Genomic DNA, 17,105 nt, shown 5'->3' with positions numbered 1-17,105 from the left:
TTTAAATGTATTTTTTTAAATTAACATCAGTAATGTTATTTAACTGTTTACTGATGGCATTTTGAAGATATCACTATAGTGTTATTGAAAAAAATTAGTATTTTAACCCCCTGTAAATAATCAAATAATATGAAAACGAAATTTTACTTTACGGCAATACTCTTTTTAGGGTTCTTTACGGCAGTTAATGCCCAAGCCCAAAATCAAGAATGTATGACCAACCTTTCCATTTATGTGGAACACGCTAAGGTTAAAAATTATGATGCGGCATACACGCCATGGAAAATGGTTTATGACAATTGTCCTGATATAAATAGAGCTAACTTTTTGTACGGTGAGCGTATTTTAAAAGACAAAATAAAAAAGTCTTCTGGTGCTGAAAAAGATGGTTTTATTACCGATTTGATGACCTTATATGATAATAGCTTAAAATATTTCCCAGCAAAAACGAAGAAGGCAGATGTTATTATCGACAAGATTATGTTGAAGTATGATAATAAAATGGCTGATGATGAAGAAATTTATGATAATCTAGGGCAAGCGATGAAAGAAGATCGCGATAATTTTAAGAACCCAAAGGCTTTATACTTGTACTTTTCTAGTTTAGTGGATTTACATAAAACAGGCAAAAAAGATCTTCAAGAAGTTTTTGATGTCTATGATGATGTAACGGCTAAAGTAGAAGAAGAAATTACTATAAGAACAAATAGAATTGCTAAACTTTTACCTAAAGAAGAAGCAGGTACATTAACTTCAAAAGAAAAGAAAATTCTTAAAGCAGATCGTACAAACTCTGAGTCTTTTGGTAAAATTGCAGGGAGTATCGATTCTAAATTGGGTCCTTTAGCAGATTGTGAAAACTTAATTCCTTTATATCAGAAAACTTTTGAACAAAATAAGGGTAATGTAGAATGGGTAAAAAGGGCTGTTAGTCTTATGTTTAATAAAGAATGTACAGACGATCCAATGTTTCAAAAACTGTTTGAAGCGCAATTGGCTTTAGATCCTTCTGCTGATGCATATGTTTATGGTGGTACACTTAAAATGAAAAATGGAGATTCTGCAGGTGCATTAGCTGATTTTGATAAAGCATTAAGCCTAGAAACAGATAATATTAAGAAATCTAAAATAGCTTACAAGGTTGCTGTAATTAACAAAAGAAAAGGTAGTAAATCTACAGCTAGAAAGTATGCGCAGAAAGCAATAGATGCCAATTCTGCTAACGGGCGTGCTTATTTGTTAATTGCTAATCTTTACGCAACGAGTGCTAATGCTTGTGGTACTGATACCTTTTCTAAAAGAGCTATATACTGGAAAGCAGCTGACTTGGCTAGACAAGCAGGTAGAGTGGATCCATCATTAAGTGGTACAGCTAATAAATCTGCAAGAAGTTACTCAGAAAGAGCACCTTCGAAAGAGATGATTTTTAGCTCGGGTAAAGCTGGTGAAACAATAAAATTCAACTGTTGGGTTGGTGGCAGCGTTAAGGTGCCGAGCATATAAGAATGAAAATATTTTCAACTTACTATATTAGGAACATTGCCACGATTTTTATTGTGGCAATGTTTTTTTTTGCTTGTAATGATGGCTATAAAAGAGTAGGTGATGAAGCGGCTCCACTTTTGTTTCCAGAAGGTATTGCTGAAAATTTTGTAATGAATTATTCTACCTTAGATGAAGAACTAAGAAATGAAAAAATTGATTCAGCACATGTAAATGCAGTTCTAACCAGTCCCCTTTGTGAGAGTTTTACAAATTTAAATTTTGCTCATCGTATATTTCCGAATGGTTTACAAGTAGACTATTTTGATCAAGAAGGAAATAAAAGTGTGGTTACTGCTGATTACGGAATTATTTATGTTGTTACAAATTTGATAGATTTGCAAGGTAATGTGGTGATTGAAGGTCATGACGGTAAAAAGTTAGAGGCACCGCAACTGTATTTAGACCAAGGAAATGATTGGATATTTACGCAAGAAAAATTCACATATACCAATCCTGAAGACGGAACCATTATGGATGGTGAAGGAATGGATTTCAACAAAGATTTAAGTTTACTGAATGCGCATAAGACTTATGGTCTAATGTTAATAAAAGACGAAGACAAATGATTAAGATTTTAAAGTATACCGAATATCTATATTTAATTGTGGCATTCTTTTCACTTTATAGAATATTTACTGATTGGAATGTAGATCGTAACAATGCATACTTGTTTATCTTTTTTGCTATTGTATCAGTAGGCATGTTTGTTTTTAGAAGAAACTACCGTATGAAGTTTGAAAAACATCAACAAGATAATAAGAGTAACTAGTGGAAATTACCATAATTATTGCCGCTTTATTATTTTCTGCTTTTTTTTCAGGGATGGAGATTGCCTTTATTTCAGCAAATAAGATTCATATTGAAATTGAAAAAAAGCAAGAAGGCTTTTTAGCCCAAATTCTATCAAAGCTTACTAAAAGACCATCGAAGTATATTGCTACAATGTTAATTGGCAACAACATTGCTTTAGTTATCTACGGCTTCTTCATGGGTGATTTTCTAATGAATTGGTTTGCTGGTTTTGATACTACTACTGGTAGCTTCTTAAATCTGCTTTTTACAGATTTTAGATTGTTAACACAGACGGTTATTTCGACACTGGTTATACTATTAACAGCTGAATTTCTGCCTAAAGTTATTTTTCAGATTTATTCTAATTCACTGCTTAAAATATTAGCATTACCTGCGTATATATTCTATTTGCTATTTTCACTTGTGTCCGATTTTGTGATTTGGGTTTCCGATTTTATTCTTCGAACTTTTCTAAAAACTGATGGTGATGAAGTTGAACTGGCTTTTAGTAAAATTGAACTTGGAGATTATATTACAGAGCAAATGGACGCTGTAGAAGAAGAAGATGAGGTAGATTCAGAAATTCAAATATTTCAAAATGCTCTTGATTTTTCAACTGTAAAAGCACGAGAAGTAATGGTGCCAAGAACTGAGGTAATGGCGGTAGAGCTTCATGAAACTCCTAAAAACCTTACTAAGCTTTTTAGTGAAACAGGATATTCTAAAATATTGGTTTTTAAAGATACTATTGATAATATTATCGGTTATGTTCATTCGTTTGAACTTTTTAAAAAGCCGAAAACAGTAAAGAGTATTTTGTTGCCGGTGGAATTTGTTCCGGAGACAATGCTAATACATGATATTTTAGATGTTCTTACAAAAAAGAGAAAGAGTATTGCTGTAGTACTCGATGAATATGGTGGTACCTCTGGTATTATGACGGTTGAAGATATTGTAGAAGAGCTTTTTGGAGAAATTGAAGATGAACATGATAGTACAGATCATATCGAAGAACAAATCGACGAAACTAAGTTTAAGTTTTCAGCACGTTTAGAAGTAGATTATATCAACGAAATCTATAAAATTGAGTTACCTAAAAGTGAGGAGTATGAGACCTTAGCTGGCCTTTTAGTGCATAACACAGGAGAAATTCCTGAACTTAAATCCGAAATTAAAATAGATAATTTTCTTTTCACCATATTAGAGGTGTCTAGTAATAAAATAGATACTATTAGCTTGCAAATAATAGATAAGGACTCCTAAGTCATTGCTGTGCTTCTTCAAAGCGCTGGTTCTCTATGTATTGACCAACTATTGCAATTGCTGTTGTTTCAATAAATTCCTTTAATAATTAACAGGAAAACACTAATTTCGCCAACTGATTTAAAATAATACAGAAGATGGCAATTTTAGGCAATATTAGAAAGCAAACAACCATATTAATCTTGATTATTGGTTTGGCTTTATTCGCATTTGTGATTTCCGGAATATTTAGTAGCGGAAGTATGGGTGGCGGTGGAAACAAAGTTGGTTCTGCAATTGGAGAAGTAAACGATATTGAAGTACCTGTAGACGCATTCAGACAAAAAGTAGAAAGCCTAAGTCGCAGAATGGGACCCACCTCTTCTACTATGCAAGTAGTAAATCAAGTTTGGGATCAAGAAGTTCGTAATTCTATTTTAGGTGCTCAATTCGAGGATCTTGGTGTAGATATCGAAAAAGATCAAATTATGAACTACATCAAAACAAATCCTGGATATTCCCAGAATCCACAATTTTTAAATGAGGATGGAATTTTTGATGAATTCAAATTCAAGCAGTTTATTGCAGATTTAAAAGTAAATAGCCCTGATCAGTATAACCTTTGGCTTCAAGACGAAACTTCTATTATTCAAAGTGCCAAAGAACAGACTTATTTTAATTTAATTAAGGCTGGTGTTGGATCTTCCTTAAAAGAAGGAGAACTTGATTACAAATTGGCGAATGAAAAACTAGATATTAAATATGTTCGGGTTCCATTCACTTCAATTCCAGATAGTACTATTAATGTAACGAAGAGCGAAATTTCAAGCTATATCAGTGCTCATAAAGATGATTACAAGCAAGACCCTGCTAGAGACTTACAGTTTGTATATTTTAATGAAAAACCTTCTGACGCCGATGTAAAAAGTGTTGAAGATGCAGTTATAGGTCTATTAAATGAAACGGTAGAATATAATCAACAGACCGATAAAACGGATACAATTGCTGGTTTTAGTACAACAACTGATATGGAAGCATTTTTGGATCGCCATTCAGATGTAAAGTTTGATACAATTTACAAAGCTAAAAAGCAATTGCCTGCTAAATACGCTGATACCTTAATGGGTTTAAAAGTAGGTGAAGTATTTGGACCTTATAGAGATGGCGATGCTTTTAAGATTTCAAGAATGATGGGTAGAAAAGCTAATGGTTCGGTTAAAGCAAGTCATATTTTAATTGGCTATGTTGGAGCACAGCGTGCTAACCCAGAAGTTACTAGAACAAAAGAAGAAGCGGAGGCTGAAGCAAAACGTTTGTTGAGAGAAGCTAAGAAAAAGGATGTTGTATTTGTAGAATTAGCTCGTGATAATTCTGATGGACCATCTGCAGCTAATGGTGGAGATTTAGGTTATTTTCAAGAAGGTACAATGGTGCCAAAATTTAATGACTTTGCATTCGGAAATGCTGTAGGAACTATAGGTATGGTAGAAACCGATTTTGGCTTTCATATTATTAAAGTAGACGATAAAGAAGATATTGTTCAAATAGCAACATTAGTACGTGAGATTGAAGCGTCGGAAGAAACACTTAATAAATTATTTACCGATGCTACTCAATTTGAAAGCGATTCTAAAAGTTCGGATAAAGCATTTTCTGATTTAGCTAAAGAAAAAGGGTTTGTAATACGACCAGTTAATAAAATTAAGGCAATGGATGAAAACTTGCCAGGACTTTCTGCACAGCGAGCTATTGTTCAATGGGCATTTAATGAAGATACAGAACTTGGTGAGATAAAAAGATTTGAAGTTGATAACGGATATGCTGTTGTACAATTGACTGCTACATATGCCAAAGGATTAATGACTGTTGAAGATGCATCTGCTACTGTTCTTCCTAAAATTAGAAAAGAAAGAAAAGCAGCTCAAATTATTGGAGCTAATAAAGGCAAGTCTATAGATGATTTTGCAAAAGACAATAATGTTTCTGCATCAACTGCTACTGCTGTAACGGTTAAGTCGCCAACGATTCCTGGTGCTGGTAGTGAGCCACTTGTAGTGGGTACGGCTTATGCGATGAATGAAGGTGAAACATCTGGATTAATCGAAGGTGAAACGGGTATTTTTATAGTAACCTTGAATAAGAAACAAGAAGCTGCAAAATTGGATAATTATAGCACGTATGCTAATAATTTAAAGTCTGCAGCTGCTGCCAAAGTAAATACTGCAGTATATAACGCTCTTAAAGAAGGCGCTGAAATAGAAGATAACAGGTCAGTGTTTTACTAGACTAATTTTTATAGCATCATAGAATTAAAAGGGATCACGGTTGTGTATCCCTTTTTTTTGAAATAGTCTGGAGTACTTTCATCGCCAGTTGCTAATACAAAATCACCACCCCAAGCTCCCAAGCTTTTTACAGCACCTTTAAAATCTTCAAAAAGTAATTTTTTGACGGGCGTAGTATTTAATACAGACCCAAGAATTGTTTCATGAATATTTAAGAGAAGTTCAAACTCTGATAAGTTTTTACAATTAATTATCTGATTGGTTATTGAAGAAAGTTTTTGAACCAAATTCGATTTATCTATTTCTTGATTGTTGTACCGTGCAATTTCATCTCGGCTATTTTGTTTTTCATTTAGATGAACAAAGTATAAATTCTGAATAAATTCTTTTGTGAATGAAGTTTTTAGAACTGTTGGCTTACCTTGTTCTAATTGATACAAAATAGGTGTGTTATTTTGTGCGCATGCAATATCATAGCCACTACCACCGAATGAGTTTTTTAATAATTCAAAGGCATTTATATTCGCCCACTGCGCAATATTGTTAATTAATGTGGAAGAAGTGCCTAAGCCCCAATTTCTTGGAAAATCTATAGTGGCTTCAATAGCATACCCCTTTGAATCTTTTAAGAATTCAGGATTTATTTTTTGAGCTTCCCTAAGTATTTCCGATAACCTATTGCCTAGGTCTGTATCATTACAATCAATACTATTTAAAGACGGCAGACTAAAATTAGCCTCAAACCAAACAATCCCTTTTTCATCATAACTCTTCCAAATAATTTCGAAAGAATTGGTTTCTGTAACTTTTAATGATTGCCCATACTTAGTAGGTATTGCAAGTGCTAGGGCGCCATCTAACACAGCATATTCACCTGTTAGTAATAATTTACCGTTGCTGTAGTAGGTCATTATTAGTTATTATTCAGGGCAGTTAGTGCTTCTGCAACTGCAGTATGCGAAACCGTTTCTGTATTAAACCGTTTCGTTAATATTTCTTTTTGTATTGCTGTGGCCCCTAATTGATTCAGAATATTGCCCAAATGCATTTTCATATGGCCTTGCTGAATGCCTGTAGTAACAAGAGCACTAAGTGCTGCAAAGTTCTGTGCCAGTCCTGCTACGGCTATTATTTGCATTAGCTCTTCCGCAGATGGCCTTTGTAATAATTCTAAAGACAATTTAGCTAATGGATGTATACTGGTTAAACCACCTACAGTGCCTATTGCCAGCGGTAATTCTATGCTGAAATTGAATATACCTTGTGCTATACTTACACTGGTTAAACTGCGATAATGGCCATCTTTTGCAGCGTACGCATGTACACCTGCTTCTATAGCCCTAAAATCGTTACCAGTAGCTAATACAACAGCATCAACACCATTCATTATACCTTTATTATGGGTAACAGCTCTATGCGGTTCTACATTGGCTATTTGTACTGCTCTTTCTATTTTGTTAGCAAACTCAAAAGGTGCTAGGTTTGCTTTGATATTCAGATCTTCGATAGGGCAACTAACTTCTGCTCTTACTACACAATTGGGTACATAATTAGATAAGATACTCATCACCACTTCTATTTCTTTTTCAGCTGGTGTGAAACTTGAATAATTGTTAGCTTCTTCTTTTAAGGTTTTTGCTAAATGTTCTAAGCAAGAATTAATAAAATTAGCGCCCATTGCATCTTTGGTCTCAAAAGTGCAGTGCAATTGGTAATAGTTTGGTAGCAAGGCTGTTTTGTCTCTTAATTCTATATCTATAATACCACCACCACGTTTTTCCATGCTTTGGGTGAGGTGTTTGGTTGCCGAATGAAGTTTTGATTTTATTTTATTGAAAAAAATATGCAGTTTTTCGGTATTTCCTTTGAAAATAAAATGAACCTGACCCACTTTTTCAGTCCCTAAAATGGTAGTTTTAAAACCGCCTCTTTCGAGCCAAAATTTTGCAGACCTACTGGCAGCGGCAACCACAGAACTTTCTTCAATAGCCATAGGTATGGCGATTAATTTATTGTTAATCAAGAAATTAGGTGCGATTCCAAGTGGTAGGTAAAAGTTTGAAATTGTGTTTTCAATAAACTCATCGTGCAATTGCTGCAGATTGGTGTCAGAATTCCAATAGTTTTTTAAAATTGTCTTAGTCTGCTCAGAATCAGTAGTGTATTGAGAAGCTAACCAATCAATTTTTTCTTCTTTGGTAAGTTTTGAAAATCCAGAAATAGGGGTGGACATGGTGGTTAAATTATGACTACAAAGATAACAATTAGCCTTATAATCTATCTCACTTTGTAATATGAGTCTAAACCGCTGTTAAACTTATATTATTTTGTCAATAAAGTTTAATTTTTGGTTAATTATCGTTAAACTTGGCATTTTTATAACATTATTGAAATTGATGAAGAATTTAAAATTAGTATCGTTTCTGTTTATTGCCATATTAACGACAGCAGTAGCACAGAAAAAACAGATTACTGTAGAAGAAATTTACGGAGGTGCATTTAGAACTCAAGGTATGGATGTTCTTCGTTCTATGAAAAATGGAAAACAGTATACCATTCTAAATACAAATATTGAAGCGAGCACTGTATCCATAGATAAGTATGATTATCGAACATTAGCAAAAGATGAGGTTATCGTTTCTTCTGCTGATATCGGAGGTTTAATTTTTACTTCTTATGAGTTTAGTGATGATGAATCTAAATTACTATTAGCAACCGATATTGAATCTATTTATAGACGTTCACGACTCGGTGTTTATTACATCTATGATATTAAGAGCAAAAGAAATATTAAAGTTTCTGATAACAAGATTCAATCTCCAGCACTTTCACCAGATGGAAAACAAGTTGCTTACGTTTTTCAAAATAACATTTATCTTTTTGATACAACAACAAAACAAACGGAACAAATAACCCAAGATGGTGCCAAAAATAAAATTATCAATGGTGTTACCGATTGGGTTTATGAAGAAGAGTTTGCATTTGTACGTGCATTTAAATGGAATTCTGACGGAACTAAGATTGCCTTTATAAAGTTTGATGAAACTAATGTGCCTCAATTTTCTATGGATATTTATGGTACTGGTTTATATCCAACCGAAGAAGAATTTAAATATCCGAAAGCTGGACAAGATAATGCTGTGGTTAGCCTCCACCTTTTTGATGTAAAATCGAAAAATATTTCAAAAGTTGAACTCGGTAACCCGTATTATATTCCCAGATTTGAATGGATGCATAATGCTAATTATCTAAGTCTACAAACATTAAATCGTCATCAAAATCATCTGCAGTTGATTGAGGTTAACACAAAAGATAATTCGACAAGAGTTTTGCTTGATGAAACAGATAAGGCCTATATAGATGTTACGGATAACCTTACTTTCTTATCTGATGATAGTTTTATTTGGACTAGCGAGAAAGATGGCTACAATCACATTTACTTATATAATCAAGATGGTGAACTAATGAACCAGATTACTAAAGGTGAATGGGAAGTAACTAATTACTATGGTTATGATCAAGAAAATGATAAAGTGTTTTATCAATCTACAGAAAACGGTTCGATTAATAGAGATGTTTATAGTATTGAAACAAGTGGAGAAAATAAAAAACGATTGTCTTCTCAAGAAGGGAGTAATGCCGCAGATTTTAGTGCGGATTTTTCAAATTTTATAAATACATATTCAAGTGCGACTACTCCACCACAATATTCTTTGCACGAATCTAAATACGGTAAAAAATTAAAAGTAATTACCGACAATGGAGCTTTAAAAAGTAAATTGAAATCATATCAATTTAGTCCGAAGGAGTTTTCAACTATTGATATTAATGGGAACGAGCTTAACATATATATGATTAAGCCAGCAAATTTTAATGCAAACAATAAGTACCCAATGTTAATGTATCAATATAGTGGTCCTGGTTCGCAATCTGTGGCTAATAAATGGATGGGTGATCGTGATTATTGGCACCAGATGCTGGCTGCACAAGGTTACCTAATTGTTTGTGTTGATGGTAGAGGTACAGGATTTAAAGGTGCAGATTTTAAAAAATCAACATATTTAAATTTAGTGAAGTATGAAACAGAAGATCAAATTGCTGCCGCTAAAAAATTGAGTGAGCTGCCTTATATCGATGAAGATAGAACTGGTATTTGGGGTTGGAGTTTTGGAGGGCATATGAGTACCAATGCCCTTCTAAAAGGAAATGATGTCTTTGAAATGGCTATTGCAGTCGCGCCGGTAACTTCATGGCGTTTTTACGATACTATTTATACAGAGCGTTTCTTGCGTACACCGGAAGAAAACCCAGGTGGTTATGATGATAATTCTCCTTTTAATTACCCAGAACTTTTAAAAGGAAAGTATTTGTTAATACATGGCTCTGGTGATGATAATGTGCACCTTCAAAATACGATGCGCATGGCAGAAGCTTTAATACAAGCTAATAAACCATTCGATTCTGCTATTTACCCAGATAAGAACCACGGTATATATGGGGGTAATACAAGAGTACACTTGTTTAATAAAATGACCGATTTTATTCATCAAAATTTAGGAAAGCCATCAGAACAAAATTCGGATATAAAAGATGGTAAGATAAAAGGCTGATTTTGTTTTTAGTTTATTTTTGATAAAAAGAGTATAATTCTAATTGTATATAACGGATAAATAGTATGGCAGATATAATTAAACCAGTACATAGAAAAGAGCTATTTGGTCATCCAGTTGGATTGTACGTTTTGTTTTTTACAGAGATGTGGGAGCGTTTCTCTTATTACGGTATGAGAGCCTTATTAACATTGTATATGACTGCAAAAACTTTGGAGAATGACCCGCAATCTGGTTTAGGTTGGTCAACTACAGAAGCATTGGCACTATATGGTTGGTATACCATGCTTGTTTATTTAATGAGTATTCCTGGTGGTTTTATTGCTGATAGATATATTGGCCAAAAAAAGGCAGTTACAATAGGTGCAATATTGCTTACTGCTGGTCATGCAGTTTTGGCAATTGATGCTATTTGGGCTTATTATACTGGTCTTGGTTTGGTAATTCTTGGCGTGGGAATGCTAAAGCCGAATATTTCAACAATGGTTGGTGGACTTTATAAACAGAATGATATTCGAAGAGATAAAGGTTTCAGTATTTTTTATGTTGGTATAAACTTAGGTTCGTTTACTGCCTCGCTTTCAGTTGGCTTAGTTGCAGCAATTTATGGCTGGCACGCCGGATTTGGACTTGCAGGTATTGGAATGGCACTTGGATTATTTGTGTATTTATATGGACAACGGTTTTTGGCACATGTCGGTAATGTGCCAACAATTGAAGATAAATCGAATGATATTAGTTTGTCAACATTATTTGGTCAATTATTTAAATCCCCTTTACAATTAGTCATAGTGGCAGTTATGCTGGTGTATGCTCTTTATGCTGGTTTTACATATGAAGGAGCAGATAGTTGGGGTTTTGGGGTTTTATTTATTGTTCTGGCCCTTATAACGGGTTTAATGATGATGATTTATAAAAACCTGAATGGGCAGATAGAGAAAGATAGATATGTTGTGTTATTATTGTCTTTATTGATGGTAATTGTATTTTGGGGTTGCTTTGAGCAAATGGGGGGACTTATGAACCTTTATGCTGAAGAGAAAACAAATAGAATGTTCATGGGTATGGAGGTTCCTGCTGCATGGTTTCAGGGAGCTAACGCCGGATTTATTATTCTGTTTTCTGTTTTTGTAGCGAATATATGGGCTAAAAGAAAGCTAAAGGGAAAAGCGGCAGATTCACTTTTTAAAATGGCTACTGGTGTTATAATAATGGGCATAGGATTTGTTTATATGGTATTCGCTTCAATGGAATATGAAGCAAACGGTAGTTCAGCAATGTACTGGTTAGTATTGGCCTATTTTTTTCATACAATGGGCGAACTATGTTTGTCTCCGGTTTCTTTATCCTTTTTTACCAAGTTGGCTCCAGCCAGATATATGGCACTTATGATGGGTGTATATTGGGCTGCAACTGGTTTGGGTAATAAAGTTGCCGGAGTTATAGGAGAAAGTGCCTCTAAAGCGGGAGAGCTAAATATATTTGGAGGCTTGTTTATTTTTGCTGTGCTTTTTGGTTTTCTAGTAATACTTCTAATAAAACCATTAAGAAGACTTACGCATGGAGCTGAAGACAAAGAAACTGTTATGCATAATGACGAAAACGAAGGTTTCGAATTAGCAGATCATTAATGCTATTTTAATCAAAATAGAAAGCTCCCTTTTCACCAGTATAATGAAAAGGGACTTTTCTTTTTAGGCAAGTTTTTTTCCATCTGTTAACATAACTTCTATAATTACTTCCATCCGCAATAATTCTGTTTGGTTGGACAGAATCTATAAATCGGGCTAAATTTATTTTAGGCGATTGGGTAATCAATAATAAATTTACATTCGATTTTTTTAAAGGATAAATACCTAAACTATCTAACCGATAAATATTTTTATTTTTAAAAGTATAAGCATTTTGCAAGGACTTGTTTTTAATCGTAGTATTGCGCTCGGCAACTTTGTAACCTTGTACAAGACTTTTTGCTTTAACCGAATCTGTGCACAAAACCTCTAGATTCTTTCCGTTCTGTGCTAATAGTATCGTGTTTTTGGTTTGATGCACCAATACTAGTAATCTTTTCTGACTTTTTTTAAAGGTTGTTCCAATTGTATAAAGTTGAAATACAAGGAGAGTACTCCCTAAAAATAATGCCCTCTTAAAATTGATTCTGCTTGTGAATAAAATTAGGCCAACTAATATGAAATAAGCGATAATAAGTTGTGAGAAATCAAATGAAATATCCTTAAATACAAAACTTTCTTGTTTAGCTACCCAGGCTATTATGGAATTCATCCAACCAATTAAAGAATTATATATGGTGACTAAAATCGGTGGTAAAATGTTCACTAAGGATAATGCAATTACAAGAATTCCCATACCAAGAATAAGCCCTAAAGCCGGAACTATTAAAAGATTTGAAATAAAAAATAAACCAGGAAATTGATGAAAATAGAAAAGACTAATGGGTAATACCCCCAATTGGGCGGCTATACTTACAGATAATAATTGCCAAATTTTTCGAAGAACAATATTTTTCGGAAACCAGAATTTTTGTAGCAAAGGGTATATCCATACTATTGAAAAGACGGCTGCATAACTCATTTGAAAACCTACCTGAAATAAAAGATTGGGGTCAAAAACTAAGAGTATAAAAAACATTGAAAGCGCGAGAATATTAAAAGTGTTACTCGGTCTATTTAAATACAATGCGTAGGCTACAAAAGTGAACATAGTAACTGCCCTAACAATGCTTGCAGAAAGCCCCGCAACAAGTGCAAACCCCCAAAGAAGGAATACCGTGAAAATTAATTTAACTGTTTTACCATGCGGTAAATAGGTGAGTGGTTGTAATAAAAAATTCAACAACAATAACAAAATACCAATGTGTAAACCAGAAAGTGCTAAAATATGAACTGCTCCAGCGTTTTTGTAATCATCATAAGTCGAAGTCGAAATATCATTGCGTTGGCCTAATAAAAGTGCTTGAATAACAGATAGTTCTTCGGGTCCGAAATTTTCCTGTTTTAAATTTGTTATAATCTTATTTCTAATATTTGCGGCTAAACCATATATGCTTGTACTTACATTTTTTTCTAATATATAGTTGTCATTTTTTACAAATAGTTGATCTCGAACACCTAACCCCAACATGTAATTTTTGTAATTAAATTGATGTGGATTTAATGGAGGTTTAATAACTTCTGATTTTCCAACAATGTGTAATTCATCATCAATGTAAAACGGGGTTTGTAACGAATCTTTTAACTGACTTAATAAAATTTTACCAGTAGCTCTTTTATTATTTGTAGAAATTATTGAAGCAAAATATCGATTCGAGAAGTTTGTTGGCTTGAGAACCTCAGTAACTTTTACATGCCAACTTGCTACTTTTGTAGTTTCAATTTTACTATAGTCACTAGCTAAGTTTAGGGGATTAGAAAGTGAGGTCGCTAATATGCCAATTGAAATGGTTAGTAAAAAGGTAATACTACCGAAAGCTTGGCGCTGCCTGTTTTTCTCTTTTGTAAAAATAAATGCAAGTAGTATTAGAAGTATAATTGTTATTCCAAAGGCAATAGGAATACTAAGATTAGTAAAAGAACCAATTAAAATACCAATAATAAGAAACGCCGTTAGCTTTATGGGTACAAAGCGTAACAGCTGCATTTTAAAGTATCCGGTTTGCCTTCACAAAAGCGGAATTCCAATAGCCTTCTCTTAGTGAAGAAACGATTACCCCTCGGGAAGAACTGGCATGAATAAATTTTATTTCATCGCCTGTAGCTACCACCATACCTACATGATTAATACGTTTGCTTTTTCTACTAGTCTTAAAAAATAAAAGATCTCCCTTCGCTACATTTCTAACATTTATACGCTTACCCTCTTCAGCCATATGATAAGAGACCCGTGGTAATGAGACATCGTGTTCACCAAATGACACATAAAGTAGTCCCGAGCAATCCATTCCTCTTTTACTTGTGCCGCCAAATTTATAACGTGTTCCTGAAAAAGTTAGCGCAGTATTTATTATTTCATCAGCTTTTGAAATCGAAATATTTTTCTTTTTTCTTTCAACTGTGGTTCGTTTGGTTGGAGTGCCTTCAACGCTTACATGAGGTCTTTTTTCTGAAGCATTAACGGTTACCGAACGCGATTTTGAAGACGTTGTACTTTTCTTAGATACGCCACAACTACACACCAAAAGGCATAGTGAGATGTATAATATTCTTTGCATCATCAAAGTAGTTTTAGTTCTATGGGGATACTCAAAATTATACATTTTTTTGCAAAATGAATTTTTGAATGTAAATTTTCTATTGTGAAGGTATATTTCTAATGATAGATTTGGCAGTATTTTCACTTGCGCCTTTACCACCTAATTTCTTTTCCAGTTCAGAATAGGCATCAATTTGTTGAGTTCTTTTTGGGCCTTCAAGAATGTTTTTAAGCTCCTTTCTAATATTCTTTGTAGTAAGGTCATTCTGAATTAGTTCTTTTACAACTTCTTTGTTCATAATTAAATTCACCAATGAAATGTAATCTAACGTAATAATACGCCTAGCTATTTGGTATGACAGCCAATTCGCTCTGTAACATACTACTTGGGGTACTTTAAATAATGCAGTTTCTAATGTTGCCGTGCCACTTGTTACTAAGGCTGCAAAAGAAAGACTTAACAAGTCATATGTTTGGTTGGATACAAAGTTGATATTCTTTCCATTCAAGAAAGTTTTATAAAAGTCATCATCTAGACTAGGTGCGCCGGCTATTACAAATTGATAATCGCCGAAATCTTCAACAACAGAAAGCATTAGTTCAAGCATTTTTTCAACTTCTTGCTTTCTACTACCGGGTAATAATGCAATTATTGGTTTGTTCGGGTCAAGATTATTTGACGCTCGAAATGATTTGTCTTCGGGTTTGGTTGAATTTCCAATTGCATCAATTAAAGGATGTCCAACAAAGTTAACTGAGTAATTGTGCTTTTTTTCATAGAATTCTTTTTCAAAAGGAAGAATTACGTGCATCGTATTAATATCACGCTTAATACTTTCAATACGACCTTCACGAGAAGCCCATATTTGTGGTGAGATATAATAATTGGTATTGAAATTATGAGCTTTCGCCCATTTTGCAATTCTTAGATTAAATCCAGAATAGTCAATAAATATAATTGCGTCGGGTTTAAATTTGGCAATGTCAGCCTTGCAGAATTTTATATTCTTAGATATTCTACCAAGGTTCATTATCACCTCTAAAAATCCCATGAATGCTAATTCTTTGTAATGCTTTACCAAATGTGCGCCAGCAGCCTCCATTAAATTACCTCCCCAACAACGAATATCAGCATCTAAATCTTCTTTTTTTAATGCCTTAATTAAGTTGGATCCGTGTAAGTCACCTGAAGCTTCTCCTGCTATAATATAGTACTTCATACTTTTGAATCACATTTTTTAGTTCAATATGAACTTTAGAACATTTTGTAATACAAGATAACTAATGCCGAAATTATGGTGGCGATAAGAACACCTCTAGCTCGTTCGTCTCTTTTAAGTCTAAGAAATCCAAAGAATGCAATGAGATTTAAAATAGCACCTAATGCAAGCAGACTACCTAAATGGCCTTGTTTTAAGGCTGCTTCAAATGTTTCCATAATGCCCATTTCTGAAAAAATCAAAATATAAACAAGTGTGCCAATAGTATTGGCAATAATACCTACTATAAAACCAATAATTATTTCTTTTTTATTCATGAAGATTCCAGTTATTTAATCCTTGAATGGCATGGTGTGCCGTTAAATCAAATTGAGTGGGAACCACGGAGATATAGCCTTTAGATAAAGCGTATTCATCTGTGTCCTCTCCTTTATCTAGTAGTTCGAACTCACCCGTAAGCCAATAATATTCTTTTCCCATTGGGTTAGTGCGCTTGTCAAAACGTTCTCTCCAGTTTGCTCTTGCTTGTCGACAAATTTTGATACCTGCTATTTTGTCTTTTTCAAGTTTTGGAATGTTTACATTGAGCACGACACCATTAGGAATACCATTTTCTAACGCAGATCTTACTATTTTTATTATTGCTTCCTTAGCAGCTTCAAAATCAGCATTCCAAGAAAAATCACAGAGCGAGAAACCTATTGCTGGTATTCCTTCAATACCAGCTTCAATAGCAGCACTCATAGTACCTGAGTATATCACGTTTATTGATGAATTGGAACCGTGATTAATGCCACTTACGCAAATATCTGGTCTTCTAGTTAAAATCTCTTGAAGGCCCAATTTAACACAATCTGCAGGTGTTCCACTACAAGAATATGCCACATACCCGTCACTGTCATCATCAGTCGAAATTTTGGCAGAAAATAGGGCGTAATCTAGTGTAATGGCATGTCCTTGACCAGATTGTGGACTGTCAGGTGCTACTACAACTACATCGCCAATTTCTTTCATAAAACTGACAAGTGCTTTAATGCCGGGAGCGGTTACACCATCGTCATTTGTGACTAGAATCAAGGGTTTTTGCATTCTATATAATTTAAACCATAAAAATACGTTTAAAAAGAGATATGACCCCTAGGTCGTTTAACAAAAAATTAATGCCGTTGGTCCCAAAATGGCATGGTTTTTTCAGTATCTTA

14 protein-coding genes are annotated in these 17,105 nt (G+C 34.0%); 7 read left to right on the top strand and 7 right to left on the bottom strand.

Annotated features, from left to right (window positions below):
• Window positions 1–129: 129 nt before the first annotated feature.
• From UH7x_RS04845 to UH7x_RS04825, 5 genes are all read left to right on the top strand, one after another.
• The gene (locus tag UH7x_RS04845; protein WP_482362594.1) at window positions 130–1,503 is read left to right on the top strand and encodes a tetratricopeptide repeat protein; all 1,374 of its coding nucleotides are present in this window, start codon (window positions 130–132) and stop codon (window positions 1,501–1,503) included.
• A gap of 2 nt (window positions 1,504–1,505) precedes the next feature.
• Window positions 1,506–2,111, top strand: a complete 606-nt coding sequence (gene lptC, locus UH7x_RS04840) for an LPS export ABC transporter periplasmic protein LptC (protein WP_482362593.1) — start codon at window positions 1,506–1,508, stop codon at window positions 2,109–2,111.
• A complete protein-coding gene (locus UH7x_RS04835) occupies window positions 2,108–2,314 on the top strand; it encodes a hypothetical protein (RefSeq protein ID WP_482362592.1) in 207 nt (68 codons plus the stop codon). Before lptC ends, UH7x_RS04835 begins: the two co-directional genes overlap by 4 nt.
• Before the next feature lie 53 nt (window positions 2,315–2,367).
• Complete coding sequence (locus UH7x_RS04830; protein WP_482363577.1) at window positions 2,368–3,600, top strand: hemolysin family protein; 1,233 nt, start codon at window positions 2,368–2,370, stop codon at window positions 3,598–3,600.
• 137 nt (window positions 3,601–3,737) lie between these two features.
• Window positions 3,738–5,864 (top strand): peptidylprolyl isomerase, encoded by a 2,127-nt coding sequence (locus tag UH7x_RS04825; protein ID WP_482362591.1) that lies wholly within the window; start codon window positions 3,738–3,740, stop codon window positions 5,862–5,864.
• A gap of 8 nt (window positions 5,865–5,872) precedes the next feature.
• Here UH7x_RS04825 and UH7x_RS04820 read toward each other — a convergent pair whose 3' ends face one another.
• Both UH7x_RS04820 and UH7x_RS04815 read right to left on the bottom strand, forming a co-directional pair.
• The gene (locus tag UH7x_RS04820) at window positions 5,873–6,775 is read right to left on the bottom strand and encodes a GYDIA family GHMP kinase (RefSeq protein ID WP_482362590.1); all 903 of its coding nucleotides are present in this window, start codon (window positions 6,773–6,775) and stop codon (window positions 5,873–5,875) included.
• 2 nt (window positions 6,776–6,777) lie between these two features.
• Entirely contained in the window at window positions 6,778–8,145 is a 1,368-nt protein-coding gene (locus UH7x_RS04815) for a hydroxymethylglutaryl-CoA reductase, degradative (protein WP_482363576.1), read from the bottom strand.
• A 115-nt stretch (window positions 8,146–8,260) separates the two neighbouring features.
• Here UH7x_RS04815 and UH7x_RS04810 point away from each other — a divergent pair, with 115 nt between their 5' ends.
• Both UH7x_RS04810 and UH7x_RS04805 read left to right on the top strand, forming a co-directional pair.
• Window positions 8,261–10,474 carry a S9 family peptidase gene (locus UH7x_RS04810; RefSeq protein WP_482362589.1) on the top strand — a complete coding sequence of 738 codons (2,214 nt, stop codon included), beginning with the start codon at window positions 8,261–8,263 and terminating at the stop codon, window positions 10,472–10,474.
• A gap of 65 nt (window positions 10,475–10,539) precedes the next feature.
• Window positions 10,540–12,105 carry a peptide MFS transporter gene (locus UH7x_RS04805; protein WP_482362588.1) on the top strand — a complete coding sequence of 522 codons (1,566 nt, stop codon included), beginning with the start codon at window positions 10,540–10,542 and terminating at the stop codon, window positions 12,103–12,105.
• A gap of 7 nt (window positions 12,106–12,112) precedes the next feature.
• Here the strand turns inward: UH7x_RS04805 and UH7x_RS04800 are convergent, their stop codons facing one another.
• The 5 genes from UH7x_RS04800 to surE all read right to left on the bottom strand — a co-directional run bounded on the left by UH7x_RS04800 (window position 12,113) and on the right by surE (window position 16,992).
• Window positions 12,113–14,131 carry a ComEC/Rec2 family competence protein gene (locus UH7x_RS04800; protein WP_482362587.1) on the bottom strand — a complete coding sequence of 673 codons (2,019 nt, stop codon included), beginning with the start codon at window positions 14,129–14,131 and terminating at the stop codon, window positions 12,113–12,115.
• Window position 14,132: 1 nt separating this feature from the next.
• Window positions 14,133–14,705 carry a C40 family peptidase gene (locus UH7x_RS04795; RefSeq protein ID WP_482362586.1) on the bottom strand — a complete coding sequence of 191 codons (573 nt, stop codon included), beginning with the start codon at window positions 14,703–14,705 and terminating at the stop codon, window positions 14,133–14,135.
• Between the two features lie 76 nt (window positions 14,706–14,781).
• Entirely contained in the window at window positions 14,782–15,903 is a 1,122-nt protein-coding gene (lpxB, locus tag UH7x_RS04790; RefSeq protein ID WP_482362585.1) for a lipid-A-disaccharide synthase, read from the bottom strand.
• A 35-nt stretch (window positions 15,904–15,938) separates the two neighbouring features.
• The gene (locus UH7x_RS04785; RefSeq protein WP_482362584.1) at window positions 15,939–16,220 is read right to left on the bottom strand and encodes a hypothetical protein; all 282 of its coding nucleotides are present in this window, start codon (window positions 16,218–16,220) and stop codon (window positions 15,939–15,941) included.
• Window positions 16,213–16,992 (bottom strand): 5'/3'-nucleotidase SurE, encoded by a 780-nt coding sequence (surE, locus tag UH7x_RS04780; RefSeq protein WP_482362583.1) that lies wholly within the window; start codon window positions 16,990–16,992, stop codon window positions 16,213–16,215. The genes UH7x_RS04785 and surE overlap by 8 nt, the downstream gene beginning before the upstream one ends.
• Window positions 16,993–17,105 lie beyond the last annotated feature (113 nt).

The sequence above is a fragment of the Aurantibacter sp. UH7 genome (assembly GCF_056839165.1).
This window is presented reverse-complemented; position numbering and strand designations above follow the sequence as displayed.

What these genes read in the sequence shown, in the direction of transcription:
- UH7x_RS04810 (WP_482362589.1), top strand. Translation starts at nt 8,261, where the DNA reads ATGAAGAATTTAAAATTAGTATCGTTTCTGTTTATTGCCATATTAACG.
- UH7x_RS04800 (WP_482362587.1), bottom strand. Translation starts at nt 14,131, where the DNA reads ATGCAGCTGTTACGCTTTGTACCCATAAAGCTAACGGCGTTTCTTATT.
- UH7x_RS04830 (WP_482363577.1), top strand. Translation starts at nt 2,368, where the DNA reads ATGGAGATTGCCTTTATTTCAGCAAATAAGATTCATATTGAAATTGAA.
- UH7x_RS04785 (WP_482362584.1), bottom strand. Translation starts at nt 16,220, where the DNA reads ATGAATAAAAAAGAAATAATTATTGGTTTTATAGTAGGTATTATTGCC.
- UH7x_RS04825 (WP_482362591.1), top strand. Translation starts at nt 3,738, where the DNA reads ATGGCAATTTTAGGCAATATTAGAAAGCAAACAACCATATTAATCTTG.
- UH7x_RS04835 (WP_482362592.1), top strand. Translation starts at nt 2,108, where the DNA reads ATGATTAAGATTTTAAAGTATACCGAATATCTATATTTAATTGTGGCA.
- UH7x_RS04805 (WP_482362588.1), top strand. Translation starts at nt 10,540, where the DNA reads ATGGCAGATATAATTAAACCAGTACATAGAAAAGAGCTATTTGGTCAT.
- surE (WP_482362583.1), bottom strand. Translation starts at nt 16,992, where the DNA reads ATGCAAAAACCCTTGATTCTAGTCACAAATGACGATGGTGTAACCGCT.
- UH7x_RS04845 (WP_482362594.1), top strand. Translation starts at nt 130, where the DNA reads ATGAAAACGAAATTTTACTTTACGGCAATACTCTTTTTAGGGTTCTTT.
- lptC (WP_482362593.1), top strand. Translation starts at nt 1,506, where the DNA reads ATGAAAATATTTTCAACTTACTATATTAGGAACATTGCCACGATTTTT.
- UH7x_RS04795 (WP_482362586.1), bottom strand. Translation starts at nt 14,705, where the DNA reads ATGATGCAAAGAATATTATACATCTCACTATGCCTTTTGGTGTGTAGT.
- lpxB (WP_482362585.1), bottom strand. Translation starts at nt 15,903, where the DNA reads ATGAAGTACTATATTATAGCAGGAGAAGCTTCAGGTGACTTACACGGA.
- UH7x_RS04820 (WP_482362590.1), bottom strand. Translation starts at nt 6,775, where the DNA reads ATGACCTACTACAGCAACGGTAAATTATTACTAACAGGTGAATATGCT.